General features: G+C 68.7%; 28 protein-coding genes. 8 read left to right on the top strand and 20 right to left on the bottom strand.

Features of this window, described 5'->3' with window-relative positions:
• Positions 1-61: 61 nt before the first annotated feature.
• The 7 genes from CJZ86_RS12725 to CJZ86_RS12695 all read right to left on the bottom strand — a co-directional run bounded on the left by CJZ86_RS12725 (position 62) and on the right by CJZ86_RS12695 (position 7,309).
• Positions 62-607 carry an RNA recognition motif domain-containing protein gene (locus tag CJZ86_RS12725; protein WP_094586346.1) on the bottom strand — a complete coding sequence of 182 codons (546 nt, stop codon included), beginning with the start codon at positions 605-607 and terminating at the stop codon, positions 62-64.
• Between the two features lie 93 nt (positions 608-700).
• On the bottom strand, positions 701-2,101 hold the full coding sequence (argH, locus tag CJZ86_RS12720; RefSeq protein WP_094586344.1) for an argininosuccinate lyase: 1,401 nt from the start codon (positions 2,099-2,101) through the stop codon (positions 701-703).
• A 38-nt stretch (positions 2,102-2,139) separates the two neighbouring features.
• Positions 2,140-3,573 carry a PP2C family protein-serine/threonine phosphatase gene (locus tag CJZ86_RS12715; protein WP_286193178.1) on the bottom strand — a complete coding sequence of 478 codons (1,434 nt, stop codon included), beginning with the start codon at positions 3,571-3,573 and terminating at the stop codon, positions 2,140-2,142.
• Between the two features lie 39 nt (positions 3,574-3,612).
• Entirely contained in the window at positions 3,613-5,238 is a 1,626-nt protein-coding gene (gene ftsY, locus CJZ86_RS12710; protein ID WP_094586342.1) for a signal recognition particle-docking protein FtsY, read from the bottom strand.
• A gap of 11 nt (positions 5,239-5,249) precedes the next feature.
• Positions 5,250-5,876 carry a transcription antitermination factor NusB gene (nusB, locus tag CJZ86_RS12705; RefSeq protein ID WP_094586340.1) on the bottom strand — a complete coding sequence of 209 codons (627 nt, stop codon included), beginning with the start codon at positions 5,874-5,876 and terminating at the stop codon, positions 5,250-5,252.
• The gene (locus CJZ86_RS12700) at positions 5,876-6,607 is read right to left on the bottom strand and encodes a DUF502 domain-containing protein (protein ID WP_015109897.1); all 732 of its coding nucleotides are present in this window, start codon (positions 6,605-6,607) and stop codon (positions 5,876-5,878) included. Before CJZ86_RS12700 ends, nusB begins: the two co-directional genes overlap by 1 nt.
• Positions 6,608-6,658: 51 nt before the next feature.
• A complete protein-coding gene (locus CJZ86_RS12695) occupies positions 6,659-7,309 on the bottom strand; it encodes an HpsJ family protein (RefSeq protein WP_233134007.1) in 651 nt (216 codons plus the stop codon).
• Between the two features lie 39 nt (positions 7,310-7,348).
• Here CJZ86_RS12695 and queG point away from each other — a divergent pair, with 39 nt between their 5' ends.
• The 3 genes from queG to CJZ86_RS12680 all read left to right on the top strand — a co-directional run bounded on the left by queG (position 7,349) and on the right by CJZ86_RS12680 (position 11,792).
• Complete coding sequence (gene queG / locus CJZ86_RS12690; RefSeq protein WP_198960142.1) at positions 7,349-8,320, top strand: tRNA epoxyqueuosine(34) reductase QueG; 972 nt, start codon at positions 7,349-7,351, stop codon at positions 8,318-8,320.
• A gap of 24 nt (positions 8,321-8,344) precedes the next feature.
• Entirely contained in the window at positions 8,345-9,259 is a 915-nt protein-coding gene (locus CJZ86_RS12685; RefSeq protein WP_094586336.1) for a tetratricopeptide repeat protein, read from the top strand.
• A gap of 64 nt (positions 9,260-9,323) precedes the next feature.
• On the top strand, positions 9,324-11,792 hold the full coding sequence (locus CJZ86_RS12680; RefSeq protein WP_094586334.1) for a DNA gyrase/topoisomerase IV subunit A: 2,469 nt from the start codon (positions 9,324-9,326) through the stop codon (positions 11,790-11,792).
• On the opposite strand, the gene CJZ86_RS12675 is transcribed toward CJZ86_RS12680, so the two are convergent.
• The 7 genes from CJZ86_RS12675 to CJZ86_RS12645 all read right to left on the bottom strand — a co-directional run bounded on the left by CJZ86_RS12675 (position 11,789) and on the right by CJZ86_RS12645 (position 15,924).
• Positions 11,789-11,971 (bottom strand): DUF4177 domain-containing protein, encoded by a 183-nt coding sequence (locus CJZ86_RS12675; protein WP_094586332.1) that lies wholly within the window; start codon positions 11,969-11,971, stop codon positions 11,789-11,791. The genes CJZ86_RS12680 and CJZ86_RS12675 overlap by 4 nt on opposite strands.
• A 78-nt stretch (positions 11,972-12,049) precedes the next feature.
• The gene (locus CJZ86_RS12670; protein ID WP_158219564.1) at positions 12,050-12,538 is read right to left on the bottom strand and encodes a GNAT family N-acetyltransferase; all 489 of its coding nucleotides are present in this window, start codon (positions 12,536-12,538) and stop codon (positions 12,050-12,052) included.
• A gap of 36 nt (positions 12,539-12,574) precedes the next feature.
• Complete coding sequence (locus CJZ86_RS12665; protein ID WP_094586328.1) at positions 12,575-13,855, bottom strand: 4Fe-4S dicluster domain-containing protein; 1,281 nt, start codon at positions 13,853-13,855, stop codon at positions 12,575-12,577.
• A 5-nt stretch (positions 13,856-13,860) separates the two neighbouring features.
• The gene (locus tag CJZ86_RS12660; RefSeq protein WP_094586326.1) at positions 13,861-14,499 is read right to left on the bottom strand and encodes a TetR/AcrR family transcriptional regulator; all 639 of its coding nucleotides are present in this window, start codon (positions 14,497-14,499) and stop codon (positions 13,861-13,863) included.
• Positions 14,500-14,615: 116 nt separating this feature from the next.
• Positions 14,616-14,831: a tautomerase family protein gene (locus tag CJZ86_RS12655; RefSeq protein ID WP_094586324.1), complete on the bottom strand. Its 216-nt coding sequence runs from the start codon at positions 14,829-14,831 to the stop codon at positions 14,616-14,618.
• Between the two features lie 49 nt (positions 14,832-14,880).
• The gene (locus tag CJZ86_RS12650) at positions 14,881-15,192 is read right to left on the bottom strand and encodes an NIPSNAP family protein (RefSeq protein WP_198960141.1); all 312 of its coding nucleotides are present in this window, start codon (positions 15,190-15,192) and stop codon (positions 14,881-14,883) included.
• 87 nt (positions 15,193-15,279) lie between these two features.
• A complete protein-coding gene (locus CJZ86_RS12645; RefSeq protein ID WP_233134006.1) occupies positions 15,280-15,924 on the bottom strand; it encodes an FMN-dependent NADH-azoreductase in 645 nt (214 codons plus the stop codon).
• Positions 15,925-16,009: 85 nt separating this feature from the next.
• Here CJZ86_RS12645 and CJZ86_RS17380 point away from each other — a divergent pair, with 85 nt between their 5' ends.
• Entirely contained in the window at positions 16,010-16,180 is a 171-nt protein-coding gene (locus CJZ86_RS17380; RefSeq protein WP_233134005.1) for a hypothetical protein, read from the top strand.
• Here CJZ86_RS17380 and CJZ86_RS12640 read toward each other — a convergent pair.
• Positions 16,158-16,736 carry an O-methyltransferase gene (locus tag CJZ86_RS12640; protein ID WP_094586322.1) on the bottom strand — a complete coding sequence of 193 codons (579 nt, stop codon included), beginning with the start codon at positions 16,734-16,736 and terminating at the stop codon, positions 16,158-16,160. The two genes, CJZ86_RS17380 and CJZ86_RS12640, sit on opposite strands and share 23 nt — an antisense overlap.
• Before the next feature lie 231 nt (positions 16,737-16,967).
• Between CJZ86_RS12640 and CJZ86_RS12635 the strand changes: the two genes are divergently transcribed.
• Positions 16,968-17,507, top strand: coding sequence for a DUF3592 domain-containing protein (locus CJZ86_RS12635; protein ID WP_094586320.1), 540 nt, complete (start codon positions 16,968-16,970; stop codon positions 17,505-17,507).
• A gap of 45 nt (positions 17,508-17,552) precedes the next feature.
• On the opposite strand, the gene CJZ86_RS12630 is transcribed toward CJZ86_RS12635, so the two are convergent.
• From CJZ86_RS12630 to CJZ86_RS12610, 5 genes are all read right to left on the bottom strand, one after another.
• Positions 17,553-17,858: a hypothetical protein gene (locus tag CJZ86_RS12630; RefSeq protein WP_094586318.1), complete on the bottom strand. Its 306-nt coding sequence runs from the start codon at positions 17,856-17,858 to the stop codon at positions 17,553-17,555.
• Positions 17,858-18,919 (bottom strand): dihydrofolate reductase family protein, encoded by a 1,062-nt coding sequence (locus CJZ86_RS17140; RefSeq protein WP_198960140.1) that lies wholly within the window; start codon positions 18,917-18,919, stop codon positions 17,858-17,860. The genes CJZ86_RS12630 and CJZ86_RS17140 overlap by 1 nt, the downstream gene beginning before the upstream one ends.
• Positions 18,920-19,026: 107 nt before the next feature.
• Positions 19,027-19,617, bottom strand: coding sequence for a GrpB family protein (locus CJZ86_RS12620; RefSeq protein ID WP_094586316.1), 591 nt, complete (start codon positions 19,615-19,617; stop codon positions 19,027-19,029).
• Positions 19,618-19,638: 21 nt separating this feature from the next.
• On the bottom strand, positions 19,639-20,187 hold the full coding sequence (locus CJZ86_RS12615; RefSeq protein ID WP_094586314.1) for a GNAT family N-acetyltransferase: 549 nt from the start codon (positions 20,185-20,187) through the stop codon (positions 19,639-19,641).
• 15 nt (positions 20,188-20,202) lie between these two features.
• On the bottom strand, positions 20,203-20,703 hold the full coding sequence (locus CJZ86_RS12610; RefSeq protein ID WP_094586312.1) for a MarR family winged helix-turn-helix transcriptional regulator: 501 nt from the start codon (positions 20,701-20,703) through the stop codon (positions 20,203-20,205).
• A 124-nt stretch (positions 20,704-20,827) separates the two neighbouring features.
• Here CJZ86_RS12610 and CJZ86_RS12605 point away from each other — a divergent pair, with 124 nt between their 5' ends.
• From CJZ86_RS12605 to CJZ86_RS17010, 3 genes are all read left to right on the top strand, one after another.
• Positions 20,828-21,274 carry a DMT family transporter gene (locus tag CJZ86_RS12605; protein WP_094586310.1) on the top strand — a complete coding sequence of 149 codons (447 nt, stop codon included), beginning with the start codon at positions 20,828-20,830 and terminating at the stop codon, positions 21,272-21,274.
• Complete coding sequence (locus tag CJZ86_RS12600) at positions 21,271-21,720, top strand: DMT family transporter (protein ID WP_094586308.1); 450 nt, start codon at positions 21,271-21,273, stop codon at positions 21,718-21,720. The genes CJZ86_RS12605 and CJZ86_RS12600 overlap by 4 nt, the downstream gene beginning before the upstream one ends.
• Positions 21,713-22,290: MFS transporter (locus CJZ86_RS17010; protein ID WP_158219563.1), on the top strand; the 578-nt coding region annotated here is incomplete at its 3' end. The genes CJZ86_RS12600 and CJZ86_RS17010, both read left to right, overlap by 8 nt.

Raw genomic sequence — 22,290 nt, 5'->3', positions numbered from 1 at the left:
GGGCCCCGCCGTGCTGGAGGCCGCCGCCCGCCAGCTGGAGGAACGGGGCCTGTAAGGCGGCTCAGACCTCGGCGCCGCCGTAGTCGCCGCCGCCGTACTCACCACCGCCACCACCGCTGCGGCGCCGGCGGGAGCGACCCGCCTCGAAGGCATCGGGGGCGGCACCGCCGCCACCAGCTCCAGCGCCGCCGTAGCTGCGGTCCTCCCAGCCCTTGGCCCCGGAACCGCGGTCGGCGCCGTAGCCGCCGCCACCGCCGCCATATCCACCGCCGTAGCCACCACCCCCGCCGCCATAGCCACCACCGCCACCACCGCCGTAGCCACCACCGCCGCGGCGCGGACCGCCGCCGCCGCCACCACCGCCGCTGCGGGGTTCCGCCTTGTTGATGCGCAGGGGACGTCCCATCAGCTCGGCGCCCTGCAGGGCATCGATGGCCTTGGTCTCGGTGTCGGCATCGGCCATCTCGATGAAGGCGAAGCCACGCTTGCGGCCGGTGTCGCGCTCCAGGGGCAGGGAGCAGTTGACCACTTCGCCGAAGGGCGCGAACAGTTCAGCCACGTCTTCCTGCTCGGCGCGGAAGGGAAGATTGCCGACGAAAATACTCACTGACCGATGAGGGGGAACCGATGGGGCGCGCGGGCGCCCGAGACCCCCCAAGATTAGACGTAGACACGCGATTCCAACGCCCGCCGGGGGAGCTCAGGGGGTGCGATCGAGGCGTTCCCGCGCCAGGGCCAGCTGCTCGGCCACCCGCTCGAAGCCCGTGCCGCCCTCACTGCGGCGGGCCGCCACCACCTGCCGCGGGGCAATCGCCGCATGGATGTCCGCCTCGAAGGCGGGATGGAGCTGCTGCCAGCGCTCCAGGGGCAGATCCGCCAGCAGCCGCTGCTCCAGCAGGCAGGCCTTCACCAGCCCACCGACCAACTGGTAGGCCTCCCGGAACGGCACACCCCGGGCCACCAGGTAGTCGGCCACATCGGTGGCATTGGAGTAATCGGCGGCCACGGCGGCCTCCAGCCGGGCGGGGCGGAAGTCGAGCCCCTCCTCGAACAGCACGGCCATCGCCTCCAGGCAGTCGAGGCAGGTGCGCACGCCGTCGAAGAGGGCTTCCTTGTCCTCCTGGAAGTCCTTGTTGTAGGCGAGGGGCAGGCCCTTGATCATCGTCAGCAGCCCCATCAGATGGCCGAAGACCCGGCCGCTCTTGCCGCGCACCAGTTCGGGCACATCGGGATTCTTCTTCTGGGGCATCAGGCTGCTGCCGGTGGCGCAGCGGTCGGTGAGCCCCACGAAGCCGAACTCCTCGCTGGCCCAGAGGATCACCTCCTCCGCCAGGCGGCTCAGGTGGGCCATCACCAGGGACAGGGCCGCCATCGTCTCGACGGCGAAGTCCCGGTCGCTCACCGCATCGAGGCTGTTGGCGTAGATCGCCTCGAAGCCCAGCTCGGCGGCGGTCTGGCGGCGGTCAATCGGCACCGGCGTCCCCGCCAGGGCCGCCGCCCCAAGCGGGCAAATGTTGACGCGGCGACGCACGTCGGCCAGGCGCTGGCGGTCGCGCTCGGCCATCTCCACGTAGGCCAGCAGGTGGTGGGCCAGGCAGACCGGCTGGGCCCGCTGCAGGTGGGTGTAGCCGGGGATCAGGGTGTCGGGGTGGGCCTCGGCCCTCGCCAGCAGGGCCCGCTCGAAGCGCACCAGGGCGGCGTCGATGGCATCGATGCGGCGCCGCAGCCACAGGCGCAGGTCGGTGCCCACCTGGTCGTTGCGGCTGCGGCCGGTGTGCAGTTTCTTGCCGAGGGGGCCGAGGAGCTCGATCAGGCGCCGCTCGACGGCGAAATGGACGTCCTCCGCCTCCAGGCCCGGCGTGAACTGCCCGGCGGCCGCCTCGGCCCGGATGGCTTCGAGCCCTTCGATCAGGCGCTCCGCCTCCGGCTCACTGATCACCCCGCAGCGGCCCAGCATGCGGGCGTGGGCGACGGAGCCGTCGAGATCCTCCTGGAGCAGGGCGATGTCGAAACCGATCGAGGCGTTGAACCGCTCGATCGCCGGATGCAGGCCCTGCTCGAAGCGATCGCTCCAGGTGGTGGGGGAGGGGTCGGCGACCATCAGGGCATTCCGCTCAGCCCCTCAGCTTGCCATTCGTCTCAGGTGGGGGGCAGGGAGGGCAGCACCACCCCGTCCCGCACCTTCAGCACCACCATCGAGGCGTCGTCCTCGAGGCGGCGGTCGCTGCCGACGAAACGGTCAAGGCGATCGAACAGCCGATCCAGGATCGCCTGGGCCTCGTGGGCGGCCCGGCAGGCGCCCTGGAAGGCCTTCAGCAGCCGCTCCTCGTCGAAGCGCTCGCCGCTGAAGCCGCTGGCTTCGGTCACACCGTCGGTGTAGTAGAGGATCACGTCGCCGGGCTCCAGCTGCAGCTCGCCGCAGCCGTACTCGGCCTCGCTCTGCAGGCCGATCAGCAGGCCGGGGGTGTCGAGCCGCTCCACCCGGCCCGACTGGCGCCGCCAGACCAGGGGCGGATTGTGGGCCGCGTTGGCGTAACGCAGCAGGCGGGTGCGGGGGTCGTAGTCGGAATAGAAGAGGGTGACAAAGCGGTGCGAGTGGGCCAGGTCCTCCTGGGCCAGCTGGTTGAGGTCGTGGAGGATGCGGTCGGGCGGCAGTCCGCTGAGCACCTCGGCCCGCAGCATGCCCCGCAGCAGGGTCATCAGCAGGCCGGCCGGTACCCCCTTGCCCATGACATCGCCCATCACCAGCGCCCAGGGGGCCTGCTCGCGCCGGTGGCCGCTGAGCTGGGGCTGGGTGGGGATGAAGTCGTAGTAGTCGCCGCCCACCTGGAAGGCGGGGCGGCAGAGGGCCGCCAGCTCGACGCCGTCGATCACGGGGCAGTGGTCGGGCAGCAGCTGGGACTGGACCTCGGCGCCGATGCTCAGCTGGCGGTCGAGCCGCTCATGGCGGCGCCGGTCCTGCTGCAGCACCTCGTTCTCCAGCGCCACACCGGTGAGGTCGGCCACCAGCTGCAGGTGCCGGCGGCGCACGTCGCTCCAGCTGTAGCCGCGCCGGTCGCTGAACACGTAGAGCCGCCCCCGCTGGCGGCTGCGGGCCACCACGGAGGTGGCGAACACCTGGTGGGCGCCGAGCAGGCGCTGGATCAGGGGGTCGAGCAGCACCGCGACGGCTTCGTCGCCCTCCTGGTTCTGGAGCTGCCCATCGGGCAGGGCGGCCAGCTGGCGCAGCACCTCGGCGCTGCGCTCGCCAGGGGTGGCCTGGAGCTGCTCGCGCCAGAGGCGGCCATCGGCGTGGAACACCACGAGCAGGCTGCCCTCCGCCTCCACCAGGCGCGCGGCCACCAGGGGCACCAGCTCGAGGAAGCGCTTGAGGTTGGTGTAGCTGCGCAGGGCGAAGGAGAGGGACGCCAGCAGCTCCAGGTTGCGGCGCTGCTCACGGCCGAGGCTGTCGAGCAGCTGGCGCAGCGAAGCCGCGACGGACAGCCCCTGACCGGGACGGGACGCCGTGGTGGGGGTGGGATGGGGCTGCGGAGGCGGCAGGCTGCTCACCGAGCGGCCGCAAAGGACACGCAAGGTAGCAGCGGCAGGCGGCTCCAGCAGGCGGGCAGGCCCTCAGGAGGCGAGCAGGGCCTCGACGAACTCGAAGCTGTTGAAGGGCCGCAGGTCGCGGATGCCCTCGCCGGCACCGATGAAGCGGATCGGCAGCCCCGCCTCGGAGGCCACCGCCAGGGCGACGCCGCCGCGGGCGCTGCCGTCCAGCTTGGTGAGCACCACTCCGGTGAGACCGGCGGCACTGGCGAAGGCCATGGCCTGGCGCAGGCCGTTCTGGCCCTGGCTGGCATCGAGCACCAGCAGCGATTCCACCGCCGCCTCCGGCGCCAGCTTGGTGATCGTGCGCCGCACCTTGCCCAGTTCCTCCATCAGGTTGTGCTTGGTCTGCAGCCGCCCGGCCGTGTCCACCAGCACCAGTTCGGTGCCCTTGGAGCGGGCGGCGCCGATGGCGTCGTAGACGACGGCCGCCGGATCGGCGTTGGAACTGGGATTGGCGACCACGGCCACGCCGCTGCGCTCGCCCCAGACGCTCACCTGCTGCACCGCGGCGGCCCGGAAGGTGTCGGCGGCGGCGATCAGGCAGCTGTAGCCGCTGCGCACCGCCAGGTTGGCCAGCTTGCCGAGGGTGGTGGTCTTGCCGACCCCGTTGACGCCGACGAGCAGCCAGACGTTGAGCCGATCGCGCTGGGGAGCCAGCAGGGCGGTGCCGCCGGCGCGGATCGGCTCGTCCAGCAGGCCGCGCAGCTGCTCCTTGAGGAAGCGGAGGCCTTCGGCCGGGTCGACCACCTCCTCGTTGAGGCGGCGTCGCAGGGCTTCCAGCACCTGGTCGGTGGCCTTCACCCCCACGTCGGCGCGCAGCAGGGTGGACTCGAGGTCGTCAAGCACCGCCGGGGTGAGGGGGTCGTCGCCCAGGTTCTCCAGCAGCTGGGTGACAAAACCCTTGCGGGTCTTCTCGAGGCCGCGCCGCAGCCGGCCCAGCCAGTCGATCTCCTCCAGCGAGACGTCTTCAACGCTGCGTCCCTGGGCCGCCAGCACCTCCGCCGACCAGGTGAAGGTGTCATCGAAGGCGCCGAGGCTGGGGTCGGCCCGATCGGCGTCCGCTGCCGCGGGGGCGGCCGGTGTGGCGGCGGCCGGTGCGGCTGCCAGGGCGGGCTCAGCGGGGGCGGTGATCTCCTGGAGGCGCTGCTGACGCTGGGCAGCGGCCTGCTCCAGCAGGGACAGGCCGGTCGCCACGGGCGGGGCGGCGGGTGTGGGCGCCGGTTCGGGTTCGGGTTGGGTGGCCGCTGGCGGCTCGGGAGCGGCTTCGGGAGCGGCTTCAGGAGCGGGTGATGCCTCGGCTGCCGGAGGCGCTGCGGCCTGGCTGTCGGCCTCCTGCTGGGCTTTCAGCCGGGCATAGGCCTGACGGGCCCAGGCCAGGGCGTCCTCGTCGACCCCGGGGCCAGCCGGCGCGGCGGGGGCGGCAGCAGCAGCCGGCGCGGAGTCGGGGGCGGCCGGCGCGGCCTCGGACGGGGGCACGGCCACCGGGGCCGTGGCTTCGGGCACGGCCGGAGCCACCGCGCCCTCAGGCTCTTGCGGGGACTCGAGCTCCGGCTCCGGCGAGGGCGCAGGTGTGGGTGCAGGTGTCGGTGCGGCGGCGGGCGCCGGGGCGGGCTGGGCCAGGGCCCGTTTGAACCAATCGAAGACCATCGCGTTCCTGATCAGACCCGGGCGGCGGTGAAGCGCCGCAGCACGCCGTTGATCATGCGTCGCCCCTGCTCGTCGCTGTAGCGGTTGGCCAGCTCCACCGCCTCATTGCAGGCCACGGCGGCGGGGGTGCCGAAATCCTCCAGATCCACCACCGCCAGCCGCAGGATGTCCCGGTCGACCCGGGGCAGGCGGGTGAGGCGCCAGCCCTCCATCACCGCATCGATGCGGCCGTCAAGGGCTTCGCGGTCGCGCAGCACCGCCCGGATGCGGCCGATGGCATCGCGCTGCACCGCCTCCTGGTCGGCCAGCAGCAGCAGACGCGGCAACTCCAGGCTGGCGGAGAGGCGGTTGAGGGCGTGCTCGGCGTGGGTGAGGCCCTCCTGCAGGTGGCGCCGCACCGTGGGCAGCTGCTTCTCCCCCTGGTCCTGCAGCTCGCTGTCCAGCAGCCGCTGCTGGGCCTGCTGGAGATCCTCGGCGGAACGGTCGAGGGCCTCACGCACGTGCTGGCTGAGGCTGGTGACGGCCTGCTGCAGCAGCAGATCGAAGGAGCCGGAGGGGGCTTCGGCGCCGCTGCCGCGGTCGCTGACCTGACCCAGCATCAGCAGGGCCAGTTCACGGGCAAGGGTGCGACTCTGCATCAGGAGGGTTGGGGGGCGCGCAGCTGGGCCAGCAGGCTGGCGAAGCTGCGGTTGGAGGTGGGTTCCCGCTCGTCGGGGCTGACGATGCCGGCGGAGATGATCGTGCGGAAGGCATCCTCGACGCTCAGCTCGATGTCCTTGACCAGACGCTCGGGCACCACCGCGTACCAACCGGTGGTGGGGTTGGGGGCGGTGGGAATGAAGACGCTGAGCATGGTCTCGCCGAAATCGGCCTGGATGGCCGTGCCCAGCACCCCGGTGACGAAGCCGACGGCATAGAGCCCCTCGCGGGGGTATTCGACCAGCACCACCCGCCGGAAGCGGGCGGAATTGCCCTGGAGGAAGGTTTCCAGCAGCTGCTTGAGGGTCTTGTAGACGGAGCCCGCCAGGGGGATGCGCAGCAGGGTGCCCTCACCGAACTCCAGCAGCCAGCGGCCGACGATGTTGCGGGCCATCAGACCGATCAACAGGATGCCGAGGAGCGGCACCAGCAGTCCCACCCCCAGGTTGATCAGGTCCTGGAGGAGGGGGTTGAGGGTGTTGAACGGGTTGAACTGCTTGGGGATCGACGTCAGGAAGGCCAGAACGAAGCGGCTCACCGTGGTGGCAAGCCAGATCGTGGTGGCCAGCGGAATGACCACCAGCAGACCGGCGATCAGATCGTTCTTGAGATCCTGCTGCAGCCTGTTGCCCAGGGGCTGATCGGAACTGGGACTACTGGATGGGACCAATGGATGGGGTCCGGAGGGGCGAAACCCTAACGGTAACGATCCACGGGGGTCTTACAGGACACTGCCGAGGCAAAGGATCGTGAAGGCGATGATCAGGACCACCGCGCCGAGGGATCCGCCGTAGCGGCGCTGGCTCAGGGTGACCTTGCTGGTCTGCTCGGTCTGCTTGAACTGGGTCTCAAGCTGGTCGAGCTGGCGATCGACGAAAGCCCGGGCCGACTGGGTCTTCTGCTCCTCGGTGGCGCCCGGGGGCACCTGGCCGGTGGATTCGGCCTGCTTGATCAGCTGCTGGAGCAGGGCGGGATCCTTGCTCTGCTGGCGGGCCATCTCCAGCTGACCGCGCTTGGCGGCGAGCTGCTGGTCGGCCTGCTGCTGCATCTGCTGGTCACCGCCGAAGGCGATCGGCAGCGAAGCGGTCAGCAGCACGGCCAGCAGACCGCTGATGATGCAGACGGTCCAGAGGACGGGGGTGCGCTCCTCCGACGGGTCTTCCAGGCGGGAGGAGAGGTACATGAGCAGCAGCCCGATCAGACCCATCGGGGCCTGGCCGATCAGTCGCTCCACCACCAGCTGGCGGAAGGCCTCCTCCTGCCAGTCCCAGAGGGTGAGCACGGCGACCAGCTGCAGGACGAGCAGCACCACCAGGGTGATGCCCATCCAGCGCAGCAGGGGACTGAAGCGGGAGGAGGAAACGGCAGCCACTCAATGGAGGTCGGATTCGTGGGACTCTACCGGCAGCCCTTGAGCACGCCTTCGTCCCCTAGCGCAGTGGCGGCGGCACTGCGGGCCAGGGCCGAGGGGCTCGGCTTCGCTCCGGTGGGGCTTGCGGCGGTGCCGGGAGGCCCGCGGCTGCCGCTGCGCACGGCCGCCCTGGAGCGGTGGCTGGCGGCGGGCCACCAGGCGGGGATGGGCTGGATGGAGGATCCCCGCCGCCGCCGGATCGAGGCGCTTCTGCCGGGGGTCCGCAGCATCCTTGCTGTGGGCTGGAACTACCACGTGGCCCGGGAGCGGGCGCCGGGCAGTCTGCGGGTGGCCCGCTACGGCTGGGGCCGCGATTACCACCGGGTGATCGACGGCCGCCTGCGGCAGCTGGGGCGCTGGCTGGAGGAGGTCGCACCGGGCACCACCTGGCGCGCCTGCGTCGACAGCGCCCCCCTGCTCGACAAGGCCTGGGCGGAGGAGGCGGGCCTGGGCTGGATCGGCAAGAACGGCAACCTGATCCATCGCCACCGGGGCTCCTGGATGCTGCTGGGCCACCTGCTCACCAGCCTCGACCTGCCCCCCGACCGCCCGGCTGAGCCCCTGTGCGGCGCCTGCACGGCCTGCATCGACGCCTGCCCCACCGGCGCCCTCGACGAGCCGTTCGTGGTGGATGCCCGCCGCTGCCTCGCGTACCACACGATCGAGAACCGCGACGAGGCGCTGCCGGCGGCGATCGCCGGGCGGCTGGAGGGCTGGGTGGCCGGCTGCGACATCTGCCAGGAGGTCTGCCCCTGGAACCAGCGGCCCCTGCCCGTCGCCACCGACAGCGACGTGCAGCCGCGCCCGTGGCTGCTGGATCTGCGCGGCGCGGAGGCCCTGGGCTGGAGCGACGGCGACTGGGACGAACGGCTGCGGGCCTCGGCCCTGCGGCGGATCCGCCCGGCCATGTGGCGGCGCAACATCCGGGCAGCCCTGGCGGGCAGTTGGGGACAACGGGGGACGGCTCCCTAGGCTGGTGAGATTCGGGGTGATTCCGTGGGCCGGCGGTTCTGGCGACTGTTCTCCTCCCTCTGCCTGGCCATGCCGCTGACGGCCACCCCCCTGGTGGGCTACGCCCTGCCGGCACGGGCGCTGGTGCCGTTCGTGTATCTGCCGCAGGAGAAGGAACTGGAGGGGGCGGGGCTGGGCATCGCCCAGGCGGCGGCGCGGCTGCTGCGCCTCGGCCAGGCGGAGGATGCGGCCCGGCTGGCGGAACTGACGGTGCGGCTGCTGCCGCAGGACCCCCGCGGCTGGGTGCTGCTGGCGGAGGCGGAGCTGCGCAGCAACCAGATGGAGAAGGCCAAGGTGGCCCTGGCCCGGGCCAAGGAGCTGGATCCCAACAACGCCGGCATCTGGTTCGCCGAGGGCTCCCTGGCCCTGCGGGACGGCAAGCCCCAGGACGCCATCGGCCTGCTGAGGCGGGGGCTGGAGCTGGACGGCAAGAACGCCGGTGCCTACTTCGATCTCGGCAACGCCCAGATCCTGCTGGGCAACACCCAGGAGGCCCTGGGCTCGTTCGAGCGGGCGTCGGGGCTGCGCAAGGACTTCTGGGAGGCGATCAACAACCAGGGGCTGGTGCTGTACGAGAGCGGCCGCGTCAACGACGCCATCGGCCGCTGGCAGCGGGTGCTGAAGATCAAGCCGGACATCGCCGAAACCTCCCTGGCCCTGGCGGCGGCCCTGTTCGAGCGGGGGCCGGCGGAGCGGGCCCAGGCCCTGAAGCTGGCCGAGACGGCCCTGGCGGAGGAGCCCAACTACGTCAAGGAGAAGTTCCAGAAGGAACAGCTCTGGGGGCCCAAGCTGCGGGCGGTGACCGCCCAGCTGCTGGCCCTGCCGGAACTGAAGGCGGCGGTGGAGCGGGCCCTGGCCAATGCCACCGACGGGGACGGGGTCAGCAGCGAGGAGTCCTGAGCCCGGGGGGCTCCGGGCGCCATCTGTAGGCTGAGCGCCCTGAGCCGCTGCCCCAAAGGACCGGATGCCGGACGAGCGCGTCCAACCGATCGCCCTGCATCAGGAGATGCAGCGCTCCTACCTCGAGTACGCGATGAGCGTGATCGTGGGGCGGGCCCTGCCGGACGTGCGCGACGGGCTCAAGCCGGTGCAGCGGCGCATCCTCTATGCGATGCACGAGCTGGGGCTGACCCCGGACCGGCCCTACCGCAAGTGCGCCCGTGTGGTGGGCGACGTGCTCGGCAAGTACCACCCCCACGGCGACCAGGCGGTCTACGACGCCCTCGTGCGGCTGGTGCAGACCTTCGCCAGCCGCCACCCGCTGCTGGACGGCCACGGCAACTTCGGCTCGGTGGACGACGACCCGCCGGCCGCGATGCGGTACACGGAAACCCGGCTGGCGCCGATCGCCAACGAGGCGATGCTCGATGAGATCGGCAGCGACACGGTCGATTTCGCCTCCAACTTCGACGGCTCCCAGCAGGAGCCGACGGTGCTGCCGGCCCAGCTGCCCTTCCTGCTTCTCAACGGCTGCACCGGCATCGCCGTGGGCATGGCCACCAGCATCCCGCCCCACAACCTGGGCGAGGTGGTCGATGCCCTGATCGCCCTGATCCGCAAACCCGACCTGGCGGAGGAGAAGCTGCTGGCGATGGTGCCGGGCCCGGATTTCCCCACCGGCGGCGAGGTGCTGCTCGGCAGCGGTGTGCGCGACACCTACGCCACCGGCCGGGGCAGCATCCCGATGCGGGGCGTGGCCCACATCGAGGAGGTGCAGCCCGGCAAGGGGCGCCACCGGCGCGGCGCCGTGGTGGTGACGGAACTGCCATACCAGCTGAGCAAGGCGGGCTGGATCGAGAAGCTGGCCGAGCAGGTCAACGACGGCAAGATCGGCGGCATCGCCGACATCCGCGACGAGAGCGACCGCGAGGGGATGCGGGTGGTGATCGAGCTGCGGCGCGACGCCGAACCCCAGAAGGTGCTGGAGGAGCTGCAGCGGCGCACGGCCCTGCAGAGCAATTTCGGCGCCATCCTGCTGACGCTGGTGAACGGCCAGCCCCAGCAGCTGAACCTGCGCCAGATGCTGCAGCAGTTCCTGGAATACCGGGAGCTGACGATCATCCGCCGCACCAACCACGCCCTCAAGCGCTGCGAAGACCGGCTGGAGGTGGTGCAGGGGCTGATCAAGGCCCTCGACGACCTCAAGCGCGTGATCGAGATGATCAGCGAGGCGCGGGATGCCGCCACGGCCCGGGCCAGCCTGCAGGTGCACCTGGACCTGAGCGAACGCCAGGCCGATGCGGTGCTGGCCATGCCCCTGCGGCGGCTCACGGGCCTGGAGCAGGAGGGGCTGCGCAAGGAGGCGGCCGATCTGGAAGAGGAGCGCACCCGGCTGCGGCACCTGCTCAACGACCGCGACACCCTGCTCGACACGATGGTCAGCGAGCTGAAGGGGCTCAGGAAGCGCTACGCCACCCCGCGCCGCACCCGGCTGGTGGAGGGGGGCGACGCCCTGGTGGCCCAGCGGGCGGCGGCGGTGCGGCCCAACACCGAACTGCAGCGGCAGCAGGCCTTCGAGGCCCTGGCCGGCGACGGCCGGCTGCTGATCCAGACCGACGGGGCGGTGCGGATCGTGACGCCCCAGATGCTGGGCCGGCTGCACCTGGATCAGGCGGCCGAGCTGGGGGAACTGCCGCCGCCGGCGCGGCTGATCCTGCCGGTGGCCGAGCAGCCGGCGTTGCTGGCCTTCAGCGCCGGCGGCAAGGTGGCCCTGCTGCGCTGGGAGTTCGCCGGCCAGAACCCCGGCAGGCTGGAGCGCTTCCTTCCCGACAGCCTCCACGGGGAGACGGTGGTGCAGGTGCTGCCGCTGCCCCAGCCGCCGTCGGGAAGCATCGGGCTGCTGAGCACCGATGGGCGCTTCAAACGGCTGCCGATCGAGGACTTCCTGGAGCTCTCGGGCCGGCCCGCCACGGTGCTGAAGCTGAAGGAGGGGGTGGCCCTGCAACGGGTGGTGCCCTGCCGGGAGGGGGAGGATCTGGTGGTGGCCACCAGCACCGGACGGATGCTGCGGCTGGCGATCAACGACACCAACCTGCCGGTGCTGGGCCGCACCGCCCAGGGGCCGATGCTGCTGCGGCTGCTGCCCGGCGAACGGGTGGTGGGGGCGGCGCGGGCGGCGGCGGGCGGCAACGTGCTGCTGGCCAGCCGCCGCGGCCAGGTGAAGCGGCTGCACCTTGACAGCCTGCGGCCCTGCCAGCGGGGCGCCATGGGCCAGATCGGCCTGCGCTTCCTGGAGCGCGACGACGCCCTGGTGGATCTGCAGGCCGGCGACGCCGGCGTGATCGGCGTGACCCTGGAGGGGCCCGAGGGCCGCAGCCTGCGGCTGGGCGCCGACCAGCTTCCAGCGGAGGACTGCGGCGGTGCCGGCGTGGCGCTGGAGCTGAAGGCCGGCGATGCGGTGCGGGAACTGGTGCCACTGCTCGGGGGGCCCTAGGCCGGCCGCCGGAAGATCAGCACGTGCTCGCTGGCCATGGCGGCGGGGTTCTCCACGAAGATCTGAACCAGATCCCAGCCACGGGCGGCCTGGTCATGGATGGCCTGTTCGTACGGGGACGGATCGATCTGGCCGGCGGTGTAGGCCACCGGGACCCTCAGGAAGGTGTAGGTGTTCATGGAGAAGCCAGCCGAGCGAGCTGTTCGGCCATGGTGGCGGTGCGGCCGTCAGCGCTGATGTCTGCAGCGATGCCGCTTTCACCCCTCCAGTTCGATCCGCATCTCCACCATGGTGGGGCGCAGTCCGGCGCCCTCGAACAGGTGCCGGGCGGCGGCATTCTGTGACGATGCACTGAGCATCAGGCTGCCGGAGCCCAGGGCGATGGCGGCCTCCTTGGCCGCCGCGAGCAGCCGGCGGCCGATCCCGCCGCTCCTGGCCTCGGGATCCACGTAGATGTCGTGCAGCCAGGCTCCGGCACCGCGCAGCTCCACCAGGCTCATCGGCTCCATCCGCACGAAGGCGTAGCCCACCGGTTGGGTACCGGCCTCGGCGATCAGCAGCACCACCTCCGGACGCTGGAGCTCCGCCTGGAAGAACGCCGCATAGGCGCCCTCGCCACCCGGCGGCACGGCGAAACGGTCGGGATCAAAGCCGACATGCAGGCGTGCGAGGGCGACGCCATAGCGGGCCAGCACCGGCACGTCCGTGGCCGTCGCCCGGCGCACCGTCAGGAGCGGTTCGTGCACACCACCACACCACAACACCGGCCAACGTGGCACACGTCAGGTCCGGGCGGCTCCCCCGGGCCCCTGCCGACGTTCGAGCAGGGTGCGCATCAGCTCCTGGCCCTTGCCGGGTGTGCTCCAGGGGCAGACCTCGATGCAGATGCCGCAGCCGCGGGTTTCGGCGAAGTAAGGAGCGCACTTATCGAAATTCACATACCAGCGCCGCTGGCCGCGCACCAGCTGCTTCTCCGGGAACAGCGCGTGCGGGGGGCAGTTGGTTTCACAGATGCGGCAGTGGGCGCAGAGGTCGTCCACACCGATGTCCCTCGGCTGATCGACGGCCAGGGGCAGATCCGTGAGCACGGTGGCCAGACGGACATTCGAGCCGAATTCGGGGGTGATCATCGAGCCGTGCTTGCCCAGCTGGCCAAGGCCGGCCGCGATGGCGATGGGCACATGCAGCACCTCCGTGCTGGAACCCGGCGCCAGATTGGTGGACGCCTGGGCCGGATAGCCCAGGGCACGGATGGCGTGGGCCAGCCGGATCGCCACCCGGTTCACGTCCAGGTAGGTCCGCATGATCTGTTGATTGGAGCGCTCACTGGGGGTGTGCAGCATCTCCTCCCGATCCATCGGCACGGCGACCGCAATGGCGTAGGCGAAGTCAGGGTTGGAGTCGTGGTAGCAGAACTCCGGACGCAGGCGGGTGATGCCCACCGATCCGGCACCGATCCGGGTGGCCAGGGCCTTGATGTGGGCGGAGGCCTCTTCGGGGGTGCCGAGGGTGGTGACACCGGGCGCCACAGGTCCGACCCGGGCCCGGTCCTGCCAGAACATCCGCACGATCAGCCGATGAATGGCGGTGGGCTCCATCACCTGGAAATACCAGTCGAGCTTTCCCCAGGCCCGCCTGTAGGAATCACCGAAGAACACGTGGTCGGGCCGGCGGGGGCGCTCCTCCCCCAGGCCATTGATGGCGTTCCCGGAGATGGGTGGCTGGCGAAAGGCGAAGGGATAGGCGGCGGCGGGATACTCCACCTTCATGAACCGCGCCCGTTTGCGGACCGGACCGGGGTTGGGGGTGATGTCAGCCGGCACAAAGGCCAGATGGTCGAAGCGCTGGCTCTGGGGTGGCCCCGGGATGTCCTCCAGCCAGATCACATCGCCGCGGTGAATCCGGCGCTGCTGCATCCAGCGCAGCAGGGGAAACACCGTGTGGGTGGCGATCGCCACCGCGATGGTGAAGGCCAGGCGACTGGCGCCCAGGATCCAGAGCCGGCGGCGATCGGCGAGGACGTCCCCGGGACCTGTGGGTGGAACGAACTTGTGCATGGCCATGGCGCTCAGGGGTCCGCTCGGGAAGGGGTGGGGTCGTCGCCCTGCGGCGGGGCGGAACCCTGGCCCGCCAGAAAGGTGCCCACGCAGACCTCGCTCCAGGCCCCGGGGTCGGGGAACGGTTGCGGGGTGAGGCCGAGCAGGGCACGGATGAAGCCGAAGCCCTCCCACAGACCCAGCAGTTGCTCGGCCAGCTCCGCGGCCGGGAGGCTGGAGCGCAGGTCGCCGCGGTCGAGCCCCTGCTGGATCAGCTGGGCCAGGTCGTTCTGGGTGCGTCCGTAGGCGGAGTCGTAGAAGTCGCCGGCCAGTCCCCTGTTGCCGCGCGCCTCCTCGAACATCAACTGGGCGAACCGGATGATGTCGGGGTGGTTGAGGAAGTCGAGCAGGTTGGTGCCGTACTGCACCAGGGCGGCTCGGAACGCTGCCGCGGTGGCCACGGTGATGGGGACGCCCCGCTCGAACCCATCCACCTCACGCTCGACAACGGCCCGCAGCACGGCCTCCATGCTGGGGAAATGCTTGTAGAGCGTGGCCTTCGAAACCGACGCTGCCTTCGCCAGGGCATCGGTGGAGACCCTGGCGAAACCCTGCTGAAAGAACAGCTCCCGGGCGGCCGAGAGGAGGCGGTCTCGGGGTGGAGCGGCCATGGACAGGGGGCGTCCGACGCAAGATACGGTACCGTACCGTACTACTCAGACGGAGTTGAGGGGCGCCTCGGGGCAAGCGACCCTCCATGGTCGGGGCGTGGCCTTGGGACCAGGTGTCAGGCCTGCTCGGCCCGGCCCTGGCCGGCCTTCCAGTCGTCGGTCAGCACGCCGGCGAATCCCCAGTCTTCTTCGTCGATCTCCTGAATGACGACTTGGGTGTGTTCGGGCTTCTTCGCCAGGACCGTGACGAGGGACGCCGTGATCTCCTTCACCAGCTGGGCCTTCTGCGCCCGGGTGGCCCCACGGGTGATCTGCACATTGACGTAGGGCATGGCGTCTCGAAAGCGGAGAGAAATCGGGAAGACAGGGCCGCCGAGAGACTCAGTCGCCGAAGACGGGGCGAAAGAAGCTGCGCTCGTAGCTGATGATGCAGCGGGTATCCTCCGCATACTGGAAGGCCGCCTGACACTCCGGATCGTCCAGTGACCTGGCGCGATAGGTCTCGTAGGTGGCCAGACTTGGGAACGAGAACAGGGCCAAGGCGACATTGCTGGCACCCTCCGAGGGGAGGAAGTAGCCGTGATGCTGGCCCCCATACTTCTCGACGAGCGGAATCCAGCTCTTGCCGTAATGCTCGAATTCCTTGAGCTTGTAGGGATCGATGATGTAGCGGAGCGAACAGGTGATCGTCAACGGTGCAGAGCACAACAGGGGCTACCCCAGCAAGACTAGGCGCTCAGGCTTGAACCTGCACAGAATCGAGGTGGTGCCTCGCTGGCGCTACCAACTGGACACCAGTTCCCGGAGCTTTGACTGTGCGGTGTCCAACCCCCTTCTCTCGGCATCGTCACCAAGATCCAATCCGTTGGCCTGGATGAATTGAAAATCCTTCACACCCATGAATCGAAATGCATGGCGCAGCCCAGGCTCCAGGCAATCCCACCCTTCAAAGGGCGAGCCAGGGCCGTACTCGACACCGCGGGTCGTGATGAAAAGCACCTTCTTGCCCTCGGCCAGCCCGCTGAACTGGCCGTTCTCAAGGAGGAACGTGCGTCCCACGCGAACCACCTGATCAATGTAGGCTTTGAAGTTGGATGGCATACCAAAGTTGTGCATGGGCACGCTGAAGACACAATGATCCGCCGCCAGAAACTCATTGACCAGCTCATCGGAAAAGGCCAGCAGCTCAGCCATGTCACCTGTCAGGGCTTCCGGGGGTGTGAAGTCGGCGGCGATCCACTCTTCGGTGATGTGGGGAACAGGTGTCAGGCGTAAGTCCCGATACGTCACGGCGTCATCAGGATGGCTGTTCAGCCAGGCATCCATGAACTCCCGCGCCAATCTTCGAGACCTGTATCGTTCACTCCGTGGGCTGGAGTCAACATGCAGGATGTTTGCCATCGCGTCAGCCATGTTGTTGGTCAACAGCCAGCGACTAAGCCGGTCACTCGCTGGCGTAAAGTAGCAACCAGAAGGTCACTCGTTACCAAAAGGAAGCCAGTCCATCCCCATGACTGAGCCCAAGTGCTGTCCGCTGGAAAGCCTGCTGAAAAACATCTCCGGCCAATGGACGGTCTTTATCCTCTGGATTCTTGAGACCAATGGTGCCCTTCGCATTGGGGAACTGGGACGCGAGGCGAATCCATCCATACGAAACCTCAAAGCCGAGTGGCAACGATGATGCCACTCGCCCATGACAGCTTGGTCATGTGGAATCTGGTGTCGGAGACGAGCTGATGGATTAAGTCGTCGACGTTGGAGGCATGGCCATCAGGCCAGTTGGCCTGCGGAAGCATATCGTCAATGATGTAGAGGCCACCCTTGCTGAGCAACTGTAGGGTTTGATCAAGCAACCGATACTTGCCAGACCATGTGTCCGCAAAGATGAAGTCGTACTGGGCACCCCCCTGCGACTGCAGGAACGCATCGCCATCGGCGCAGACAATCTCCAGCCGAGGATCCGAGCCAAGGTGCTTGTCGAGTATCCCCAGGAAGGACGCGTCATTGTCCACGGTCGTCAAAGACGACGTCTGATCCATCCCATCAAGAATCCATGCCGTCGAAAGACCCGTTCCCGAGCCCAGCTCCAGAAAGCGACCGGACGGCTTTGAAGCGGCCAGGGTCCTCAACAGCGAGCAGGTCAATGGGTCTGAAGCCATCGAAAAGCCTGACGCCACCGTGTCATGCCACAGGCCCTCCATGGCCCTGGGTTGGTTCAGCTTCTCCTGGTCGTTCATCGCACGACCTTAATGGATGGCTACCGATGGCGTCATCCAATGTCTTCCCGTGATTGCGTCGGATGGGACTGGGCCTGGATTGCAGCGATACCTTCAAGGTCAACGATGAACACCACAGATCCAACCATCCTCGACGACCGGGAAAACCGGCTGGTCGGCATCTGCTTCTCAGCAGTCACCTGGACGGAGAGTCAGGCCAGGCGGGGGTGGTTCAGCTAGGCTCCCACCATCATGCGTGTGCTGCAGGCTGCATTCATTACCCTGGTTCTTGGCTTGATCCTCGCCACCACTCTCGGGGGCGGAGGATTCTTACTGGTGCGCAACGTGCCGATGATCGTCGAGGGATGGCAATCACGGTCCTGGCCTGCGGTGGTGGGGGAAGTGATGAAATCGGAGGCGGTGGCTAAGCCCATCATCATCGATTCAAGGCGGGGCGCTGTAGGAACCCATGTCGTGCGGCTGCACTACGCGTTTACCGTGTGGGGGCGCACGTACTCAGGCACGCGCCAAAGCCTTGACGACGTGGGAATCATCAAGAGCGCTGAGGTGGCTCAACGCGAGGCTGAGTCCTTACCCGTGGGTCGCCCTGTACCTATCTTCTACGATCCCCGCGACCCCAGCAGGTCGCTGCTGAAACCGGGAGTACCGGTTTCCGGCGTTCTGGGAAGCCTCTTCGGCGCCATGCTGGTGGCCACCGGTATGGCGCTGGTCGCGATCGGACTGCATCTGCACTCGTACCATGCCAGGCGTCGCAGAAAGCGGCAGGCCTGAAGCCAGCTTTTCAAGGGCTTCACCCCCGATTCGCTCAAGTTCCCCTCACCTGGGCCTGGTCCCCGTGACCACCCTTCGACCCACCACCACGGTGACGAAAAGTAGAAAGGCAGCCAGCAGAGCGTTGAGCAGGAAGAAAAAGAAGAACGCGATCGGATTCGTGCTGATCGTGTAGGCACTGCTGGACACGTGATAGCCCCTGGAGACGATGCTGATTTCACCACGCACCAGTGCATGGCAGAGGAGGAAGACAAACCCGCCCGACATCGCCAGGAGTGGTACGAGCAGGACGCCGCCTAGCCAACGGCGCCATCGCTCGATCGGAATACGCGAGTGATCCTCAGGGACCATCACAGCGGCTGTCCTTCGAGGGTCGGCATTGGAGGCGAGGCCTGCTGGCATAGCGCATAGTGACACTGAACGAAACCGAACGGAAAGGCTCTGGATGACAACAGACGCAGATTCGTGTCGGCTGGCAGATCACCAAACAGCTTGATCCCTGAGCCCAGCAGCAGCGGGATGAGCGTGATCGTCAGCTCGGTGATCAGCCCAGCTTTCAGGAAGCCCTGGATGGTGCGTCCGCCATCGATGTAGAGGTGGTGGTGGCCCGCTGCAGCGGCCCGTTCCACGACCTCGTGGGGCGTGGCAGAAAGCACCTGGACCGAGTCCGGCACTCCGGCAGGACGGCTTCGCAAGGTGGTGCTGAGCACATAAACCGGCAGGCTGCCATAGGGCCATTCAGGAAAGCTGAGGACCTTGTCGAAGGTGGCCCGTCCCATGACGATCGCATCGACCGTCTGGATGAAGTCGGCGTAGCCGCAATCTTCACCGGCGGGCACGGCGGCGTTGGCGCGCTCCAGCCAATCGATGGAGCCGTCGCTGCGGGCGATACAGCCATCGAGACTGGTGGCGATATAGACGGAGCACCTGGAGGATGCATACGCTTCAGGATGGCAGAATTCCCGCTTCTTCCCCTCAAAGGATTCATACAGGGCCCGGTGCCTGGCGAGTCCGTATTCGTCGGATCGGGTTTCGTAGGAGCCAACCCACTGCAGGAGGTTGTCGAGATTCGCGTCCTGTTCATCGCGGGAGCTGAATTTCTCGGGCTCCCAGGGCCTGGAGCGGCAGTGGGCCAGGCAGGCCTCAACGCCGGGATTCAGAAAGATCAGTTCATCGGCACTGGCCAGGACGGGCTCCAGGATGTCTGCGTAACAGCCTTCGATGATCCAGCTGTCCTGCTCGGAGATCCAACGCCTCACGTCCTCGACACTCTCCTGAAGGGGACGCCGTTCGGTGCCGCCCTGGAACGCGACCTCATCCAGCGATAACCGGGCGGCCGGCTGCCTGGCGATCAGCTTCCTGGCCAGGGTGCTCTTGCCGGCCCCGGCATTGCCAAGAATGATGACCTTCATCGATCAACTGACGCAGGGACCAAAGAGTTAAACAGGCTATCTCATCCGTCGGTAAGCCCAAGAGGCAACCAAAGTCCTGATCGACAGCTCTGAGTTACAACCCAGATCTACTGCCCTCTTTGCAGGAACCAGGCCATCGCCTTCCCCTGATGCTCACGGATGAAATCCGCCTTGAAGCTGTTGTAGTCAAGTGGGTCCTCGAAATCCATTTTCGCAATCCTGAGTTTCAAGCTCTCATACGCAAGTCTCACCTCAGAATGCGCCCGTAGGTAGTCACGGAAGGCGATGTGTCGCCTCCAGTGATCAGTCCCGCGCTCCATCACATGAATGTTCGCGATGGAGTCGTAATCACGGCCGAAGGCCAGCGCATCTGCTGGACCGATGACGCGAGGCAGGGGCCCGGCCGACAGGGCCTGGAGACTGACGAAGAAGCGCCTGTACGGCATGGCGCCCGTGAACGCTTCCACATAGGTGTAGCCGGCGGCCAGCAGGGGATCGATCACCGCATCCAGTGGGGATGGATCCGGCAGGCCGACAAGGATGTCGATGATCGGCTTGGCGCTGATGTCGCCCAGGGAGGTACTGCCGATGTGATCGACGAAAAGCCCCGCTATCGGCAGGGCTTCCAGGAGGCGCTCCCTGTGCCGTTCGAAGGCCTCCGTCCAGGCCGGGTTGGGGGGTTCGAGCCTGATCTTCATGGTCGTGTCGGGCGCTTTCGCTCAGCGGCAAGGTGAGCCCTGCTGGGCTGCCACGGCATGGGCGGCCGGCGCCTGAAGATCACGACGCAACAGCCAGACGGGGCTTTCCAGCTTGCCGGCTGTGGCCATCATCTCCCTCTCCACGGTGAATCCCTGCCGCTCCCAGAACCGACGAGCACGGGGATTCTGTTGTTGGACGATGAGTCGCACCGTGGTGGCCCCCTCCTGGGTCATCTGTTGCCGCAGGTGTTCCCAGATGGCCGTTCCGGCTCCCGCACCGCGCCGCTCGGGATGAAGCAGCAGCAGACCGACGTACCACTCCTGCGGCCCAGGGAAACCAGCCAACAGCTCCACCACCCCGACCAGTTCACGGCCAAACTCCACGCCAACGAGGCTTTTCTCTCCGCTGCCCACGTCCGGCGCGAGGGGACCAAGCAGCTCGGCTGCCGTTTCACAGCCACCGGGCTGAGCTTCGATGCACTCGAAGAAGTCGCTGCAGGCGATGCACAGGCTCTCGAGGCGCTGGCGATCGGCCTGCGTGAGGGGCCTGAAGGAGAGTGCTGAAGCCATGGTGCTGCGGAGGCTTCAGTCGCCGCCGTCCAGGGCCAGGAGCTGGCGGCGCAGCAGCCCGGCCAGGAGCTCACGCTCCTCGGAGGTGGTGCAGTGCTCCAGCCGTTCCCGCTCGTTGCCAACGACCACAGGCAGCACCGTCTCCACCAGCTGGGCGCCCCTGGCCGTGAGCCGCACCAGGACGCTGCGCCGGTCGGTCGTTTCACGGTGTCTCTCCACCAGGCCGTCGGCCTCGAGGCGATCGATCCGGTTGGTCATGGCACCGGAGGACAGCATCAAGGCGCCGTAGAGCTCGGTGGGGGTGAGCTGGTGCGGTGGGGGCTGGCGCCGGAGGGTGGCCAGCACATCGAAGGACCAGAGGCTGAGCCCATGGGGGGCCAGCAGGGCTTCGCGCTGGCGCTCCAGCAGCCGGGCGATGCGCAGGATCCGCCCCACCACGGCCAAGGCGGAGACATCCAGGTCCGGGGAGGCCTGCTGCCACTGGCCCTGGATCAGGTCGATGCGGTCGGAGGCCATGGGCCGAGGATAGCTTGACGTCAAGACAACTCACCCCTAGCTTCGGATCAAGTCTCTTGATATCGAGATGTCTTGCCTGTCCCTCCCCCGCTCGCCGGCGCCCGTCGTCCCCGTCTCCTCGGCCATGGCGATCGCCCTGGCCCTGCTGGCCGGTGCCCTGCTGCCGGTGCAGGCGGCCATGAACGCCCGGCTGGCCCAGTCGCTCCAGTCCGTTCCCCTCGCCGCCCTCCACTCCTACCTGCTGGGTTCGCTCACCCTGATCGGGCTGCTGCTCAGCGGCCTGCTGCCGGCCCCCGACTGGCGGGCGATCGGCACGGCGCCGCGCTGGACCCTGCTGGCCGGGGTGCTCGGCGCCTGGTACGTGAGCTCCAGCACCCTGGTGATCCCCCGTCTCGGCGCCACCCTCACCCTCGGGCTGGTGGTGGCCGGCCAGGCGGTCGCCGGCCTCGTGATGGATCACCACGGCTGGCTGGGGGTGCGGCGCCAGCGCCTCGGCGCCCGGGGCTGGGCGGCCATGGCGCTGTTCCTGGCGGCCATGGTCCTGCTCACCCAGTCGGGGGGTGGGCGATGAACCCCCTCTCCGCCGTGCTCTGTGCCTTCTCGGCGGGCAGCCTGCTGTCGCTGGGCGGGGCCGCCAATGCGCGCCTGGGCGGCACGCTGCGCTCCGCCGTGGCCGCCGCCACGGTCAACTTCCTGGTGGGTGCCGCCGCCCTCGGGCTGCTGCTGGCCCTGGGGGGTTTCCGTGCCGGGCCCATCGAGCGGCTCGCCGCTGTCCCGCCCTGGGCCCTGGGCGGCGGCATGCTCGGCGCCCTCTACGTCACCCTCTCCACCCTGGTGATTCCCCGGCTCGGGCTCACTGCCACCACCATGACGGTGGTCTGCAGCCAGCTGATCGGCTCGCTGCTGATCGACCACTGGGGCTGGCTGGGGGTCCCCCAGCAGCCGAACGGGACCGCCCGCTGGCTGGCGGTGCTGCTGCTGCTGGTCGCCGTCGCCCTGCGCCGCCGTGATGGCTGACGCAGCGAGCGACCTGCGGATGGGGGTGGCCTGCGCCGCCTTTGTGGTGATCGGCGCGGTGGAGGCGGCCCTCGGCGTGCTGGTGCCCTCCCTGCTGGACACCTTCACGCTCAGCACCGGATCGGTGACGCTGCTGCTGGTCAGCCAGATCGTTGGCTATCTGCTGGCGGCCCTGCTGAACGGCATGGTGAGCAGCCGGCTGGGTCTGGACCGGCTGCTGCTGATGGCCTTCACGCTGCTGGCCTCGGCCCTGCTGCTCTACGCCCTCACCCCCCGCTGGGACCTGATGGTGGCCACGGGGGTGGCGGTGGGCCTGGGCATCGGCCTGGTCGACGCCGGCCTGAACACGGCCGTGGCGCAGCACGCGGCCGGCGCCCGGCTGATCGGCCCGCTGCATGGCTTCTACGGCGTCGGCGCCGTCACGGGGCCGACGATCGCCACCACGGTGCTGGCCCTGGGGGGCGGCTGGCGCCAGGTGTATCTGGTGCTGGCCGGCCTGGGCGGCCTGGTGCTGCTATGGCTCTGGCAGCAACGGCGGGCCGGCCCGGGGCCGCGTCCCGCCGGGGCCGC

It is taken from the genome of Synechococcus sp. BO 8801 (assembly GCF_002252675.1).
Taxonomy (GTDB): Bacteria; Cyanobacteriota; Cyanobacteriia; order PCC-6307; family Cyanobiaceae; genus Cyanobium.
The sequence above is the reverse complement of the archived record's forward strand: the minus strand, read 5'-3'. Positions and strand labels throughout refer to the sequence as shown.

Bases quoted from the DNA above. Each gene is read 5' to 3' on its own strand.
- argH (WP_094586344.1), bottom strand. From the start codon at position 2,101: ATGGTCGCCGACCCCTCCCCCACCACCTGGAGCGATCGCTTCGAGCAG.
- ftsY (WP_094586342.1), bottom strand. From the start codon at position 5,238: ATGGTCTTCGATTGGTTCAAACGGGCCCTGGCCCAGCCCGCCCCGGCG.
- nusB (WP_094586340.1), bottom strand. From the start codon at position 5,876: ATGCAGAGTCGCACCCTTGCCCGTGAACTGGCCCTGCTGATGCTGGGT.
- CJZ86_RS12680 (WP_094586334.1), top strand. From the start codon at position 9,324: ATGCCGGACGAGCGCGTCCAACCGATCGCCCTGCATCAGGAGATGCAG.
- CJZ86_RS12675 (WP_094586332.1), bottom strand. From the start codon at position 11,971: ATGAACACCTACACCTTCCTGAGGGTCCCGGTGGCCTACACCGCCGGC.
- CJZ86_RS12665 (WP_094586328.1), bottom strand. From the start codon at position 13,855: ATGGCCATGCACAAGTTCGTTCCACCCACAGGTCCCGGGGACGTCCTC.
- CJZ86_RS12660 (WP_094586326.1), bottom strand. From the start codon at position 14,499: ATGGCCGCTCCACCCCGAGACCGCCTCCTCTCGGCCGCCCGGGAGCTG.
- CJZ86_RS12655 (WP_094586324.1), bottom strand. From the start codon at position 14,831: ATGCCCTACGTCAATGTGCAGATCACCCGTGGGGCCACCCGGGCGCAG.
- CJZ86_RS17380 (WP_233134005.1), top strand. From the start codon at position 16,010: ATGACTGAGCCCAAGTGCTGTCCGCTGGAAAGCCTGCTGAAAAACATC.
- CJZ86_RS12640 (WP_094586322.1), bottom strand. From the start codon at position 16,736: ATGAACGACCAGGAGAAGCTGAACCAACCCAGGGCCATGGAGGGCCTG.
- CJZ86_RS12635 (WP_094586320.1), top strand. From the start codon at position 16,968: ATGCGTGTGCTGCAGGCTGCATTCATTACCCTGGTTCTTGGCTTGATC.
- CJZ86_RS12630 (WP_094586318.1), bottom strand. From the start codon at position 17,858: ATGGTCCCTGAGGATCACTCGCGTATTCCGATCGAGCGATGGCGCCGT.
- CJZ86_RS17140 (WP_198960140.1), bottom strand. From the start codon at position 18,919: ATGAAGGTCATCATTCTTGGCAATGCCGGGGCCGGCAAGAGCACCCTG.
- CJZ86_RS12620 (WP_094586316.1), bottom strand. From the start codon at position 19,617: ATGAAGATCAGGCTCGAACCCCCCAACCCGGCCTGGACGGAGGCCTTC.
- CJZ86_RS12615 (WP_094586314.1), bottom strand. From the start codon at position 20,187: ATGGCTTCAGCACTCTCCTTCAGGCCCCTCACGCAGGCCGATCGCCAG.
- CJZ86_RS12610 (WP_094586312.1), bottom strand. From the start codon at position 20,703: ATGGCCTCCGACCGCATCGACCTGATCCAGGGCCAGTGGCAGCAGGCC.
- CJZ86_RS12605 (WP_094586310.1), top strand. From the start codon at position 20,828: ATGGCGATCGCCCTGGCCCTGCTGGCCGGTGCCCTGCTGCCGGTGCAG.
- CJZ86_RS12600 (WP_094586308.1), top strand. From the start codon at position 21,271: ATGAACCCCCTCTCCGCCGTGCTCTGTGCCTTCTCGGCGGGCAGCCTG.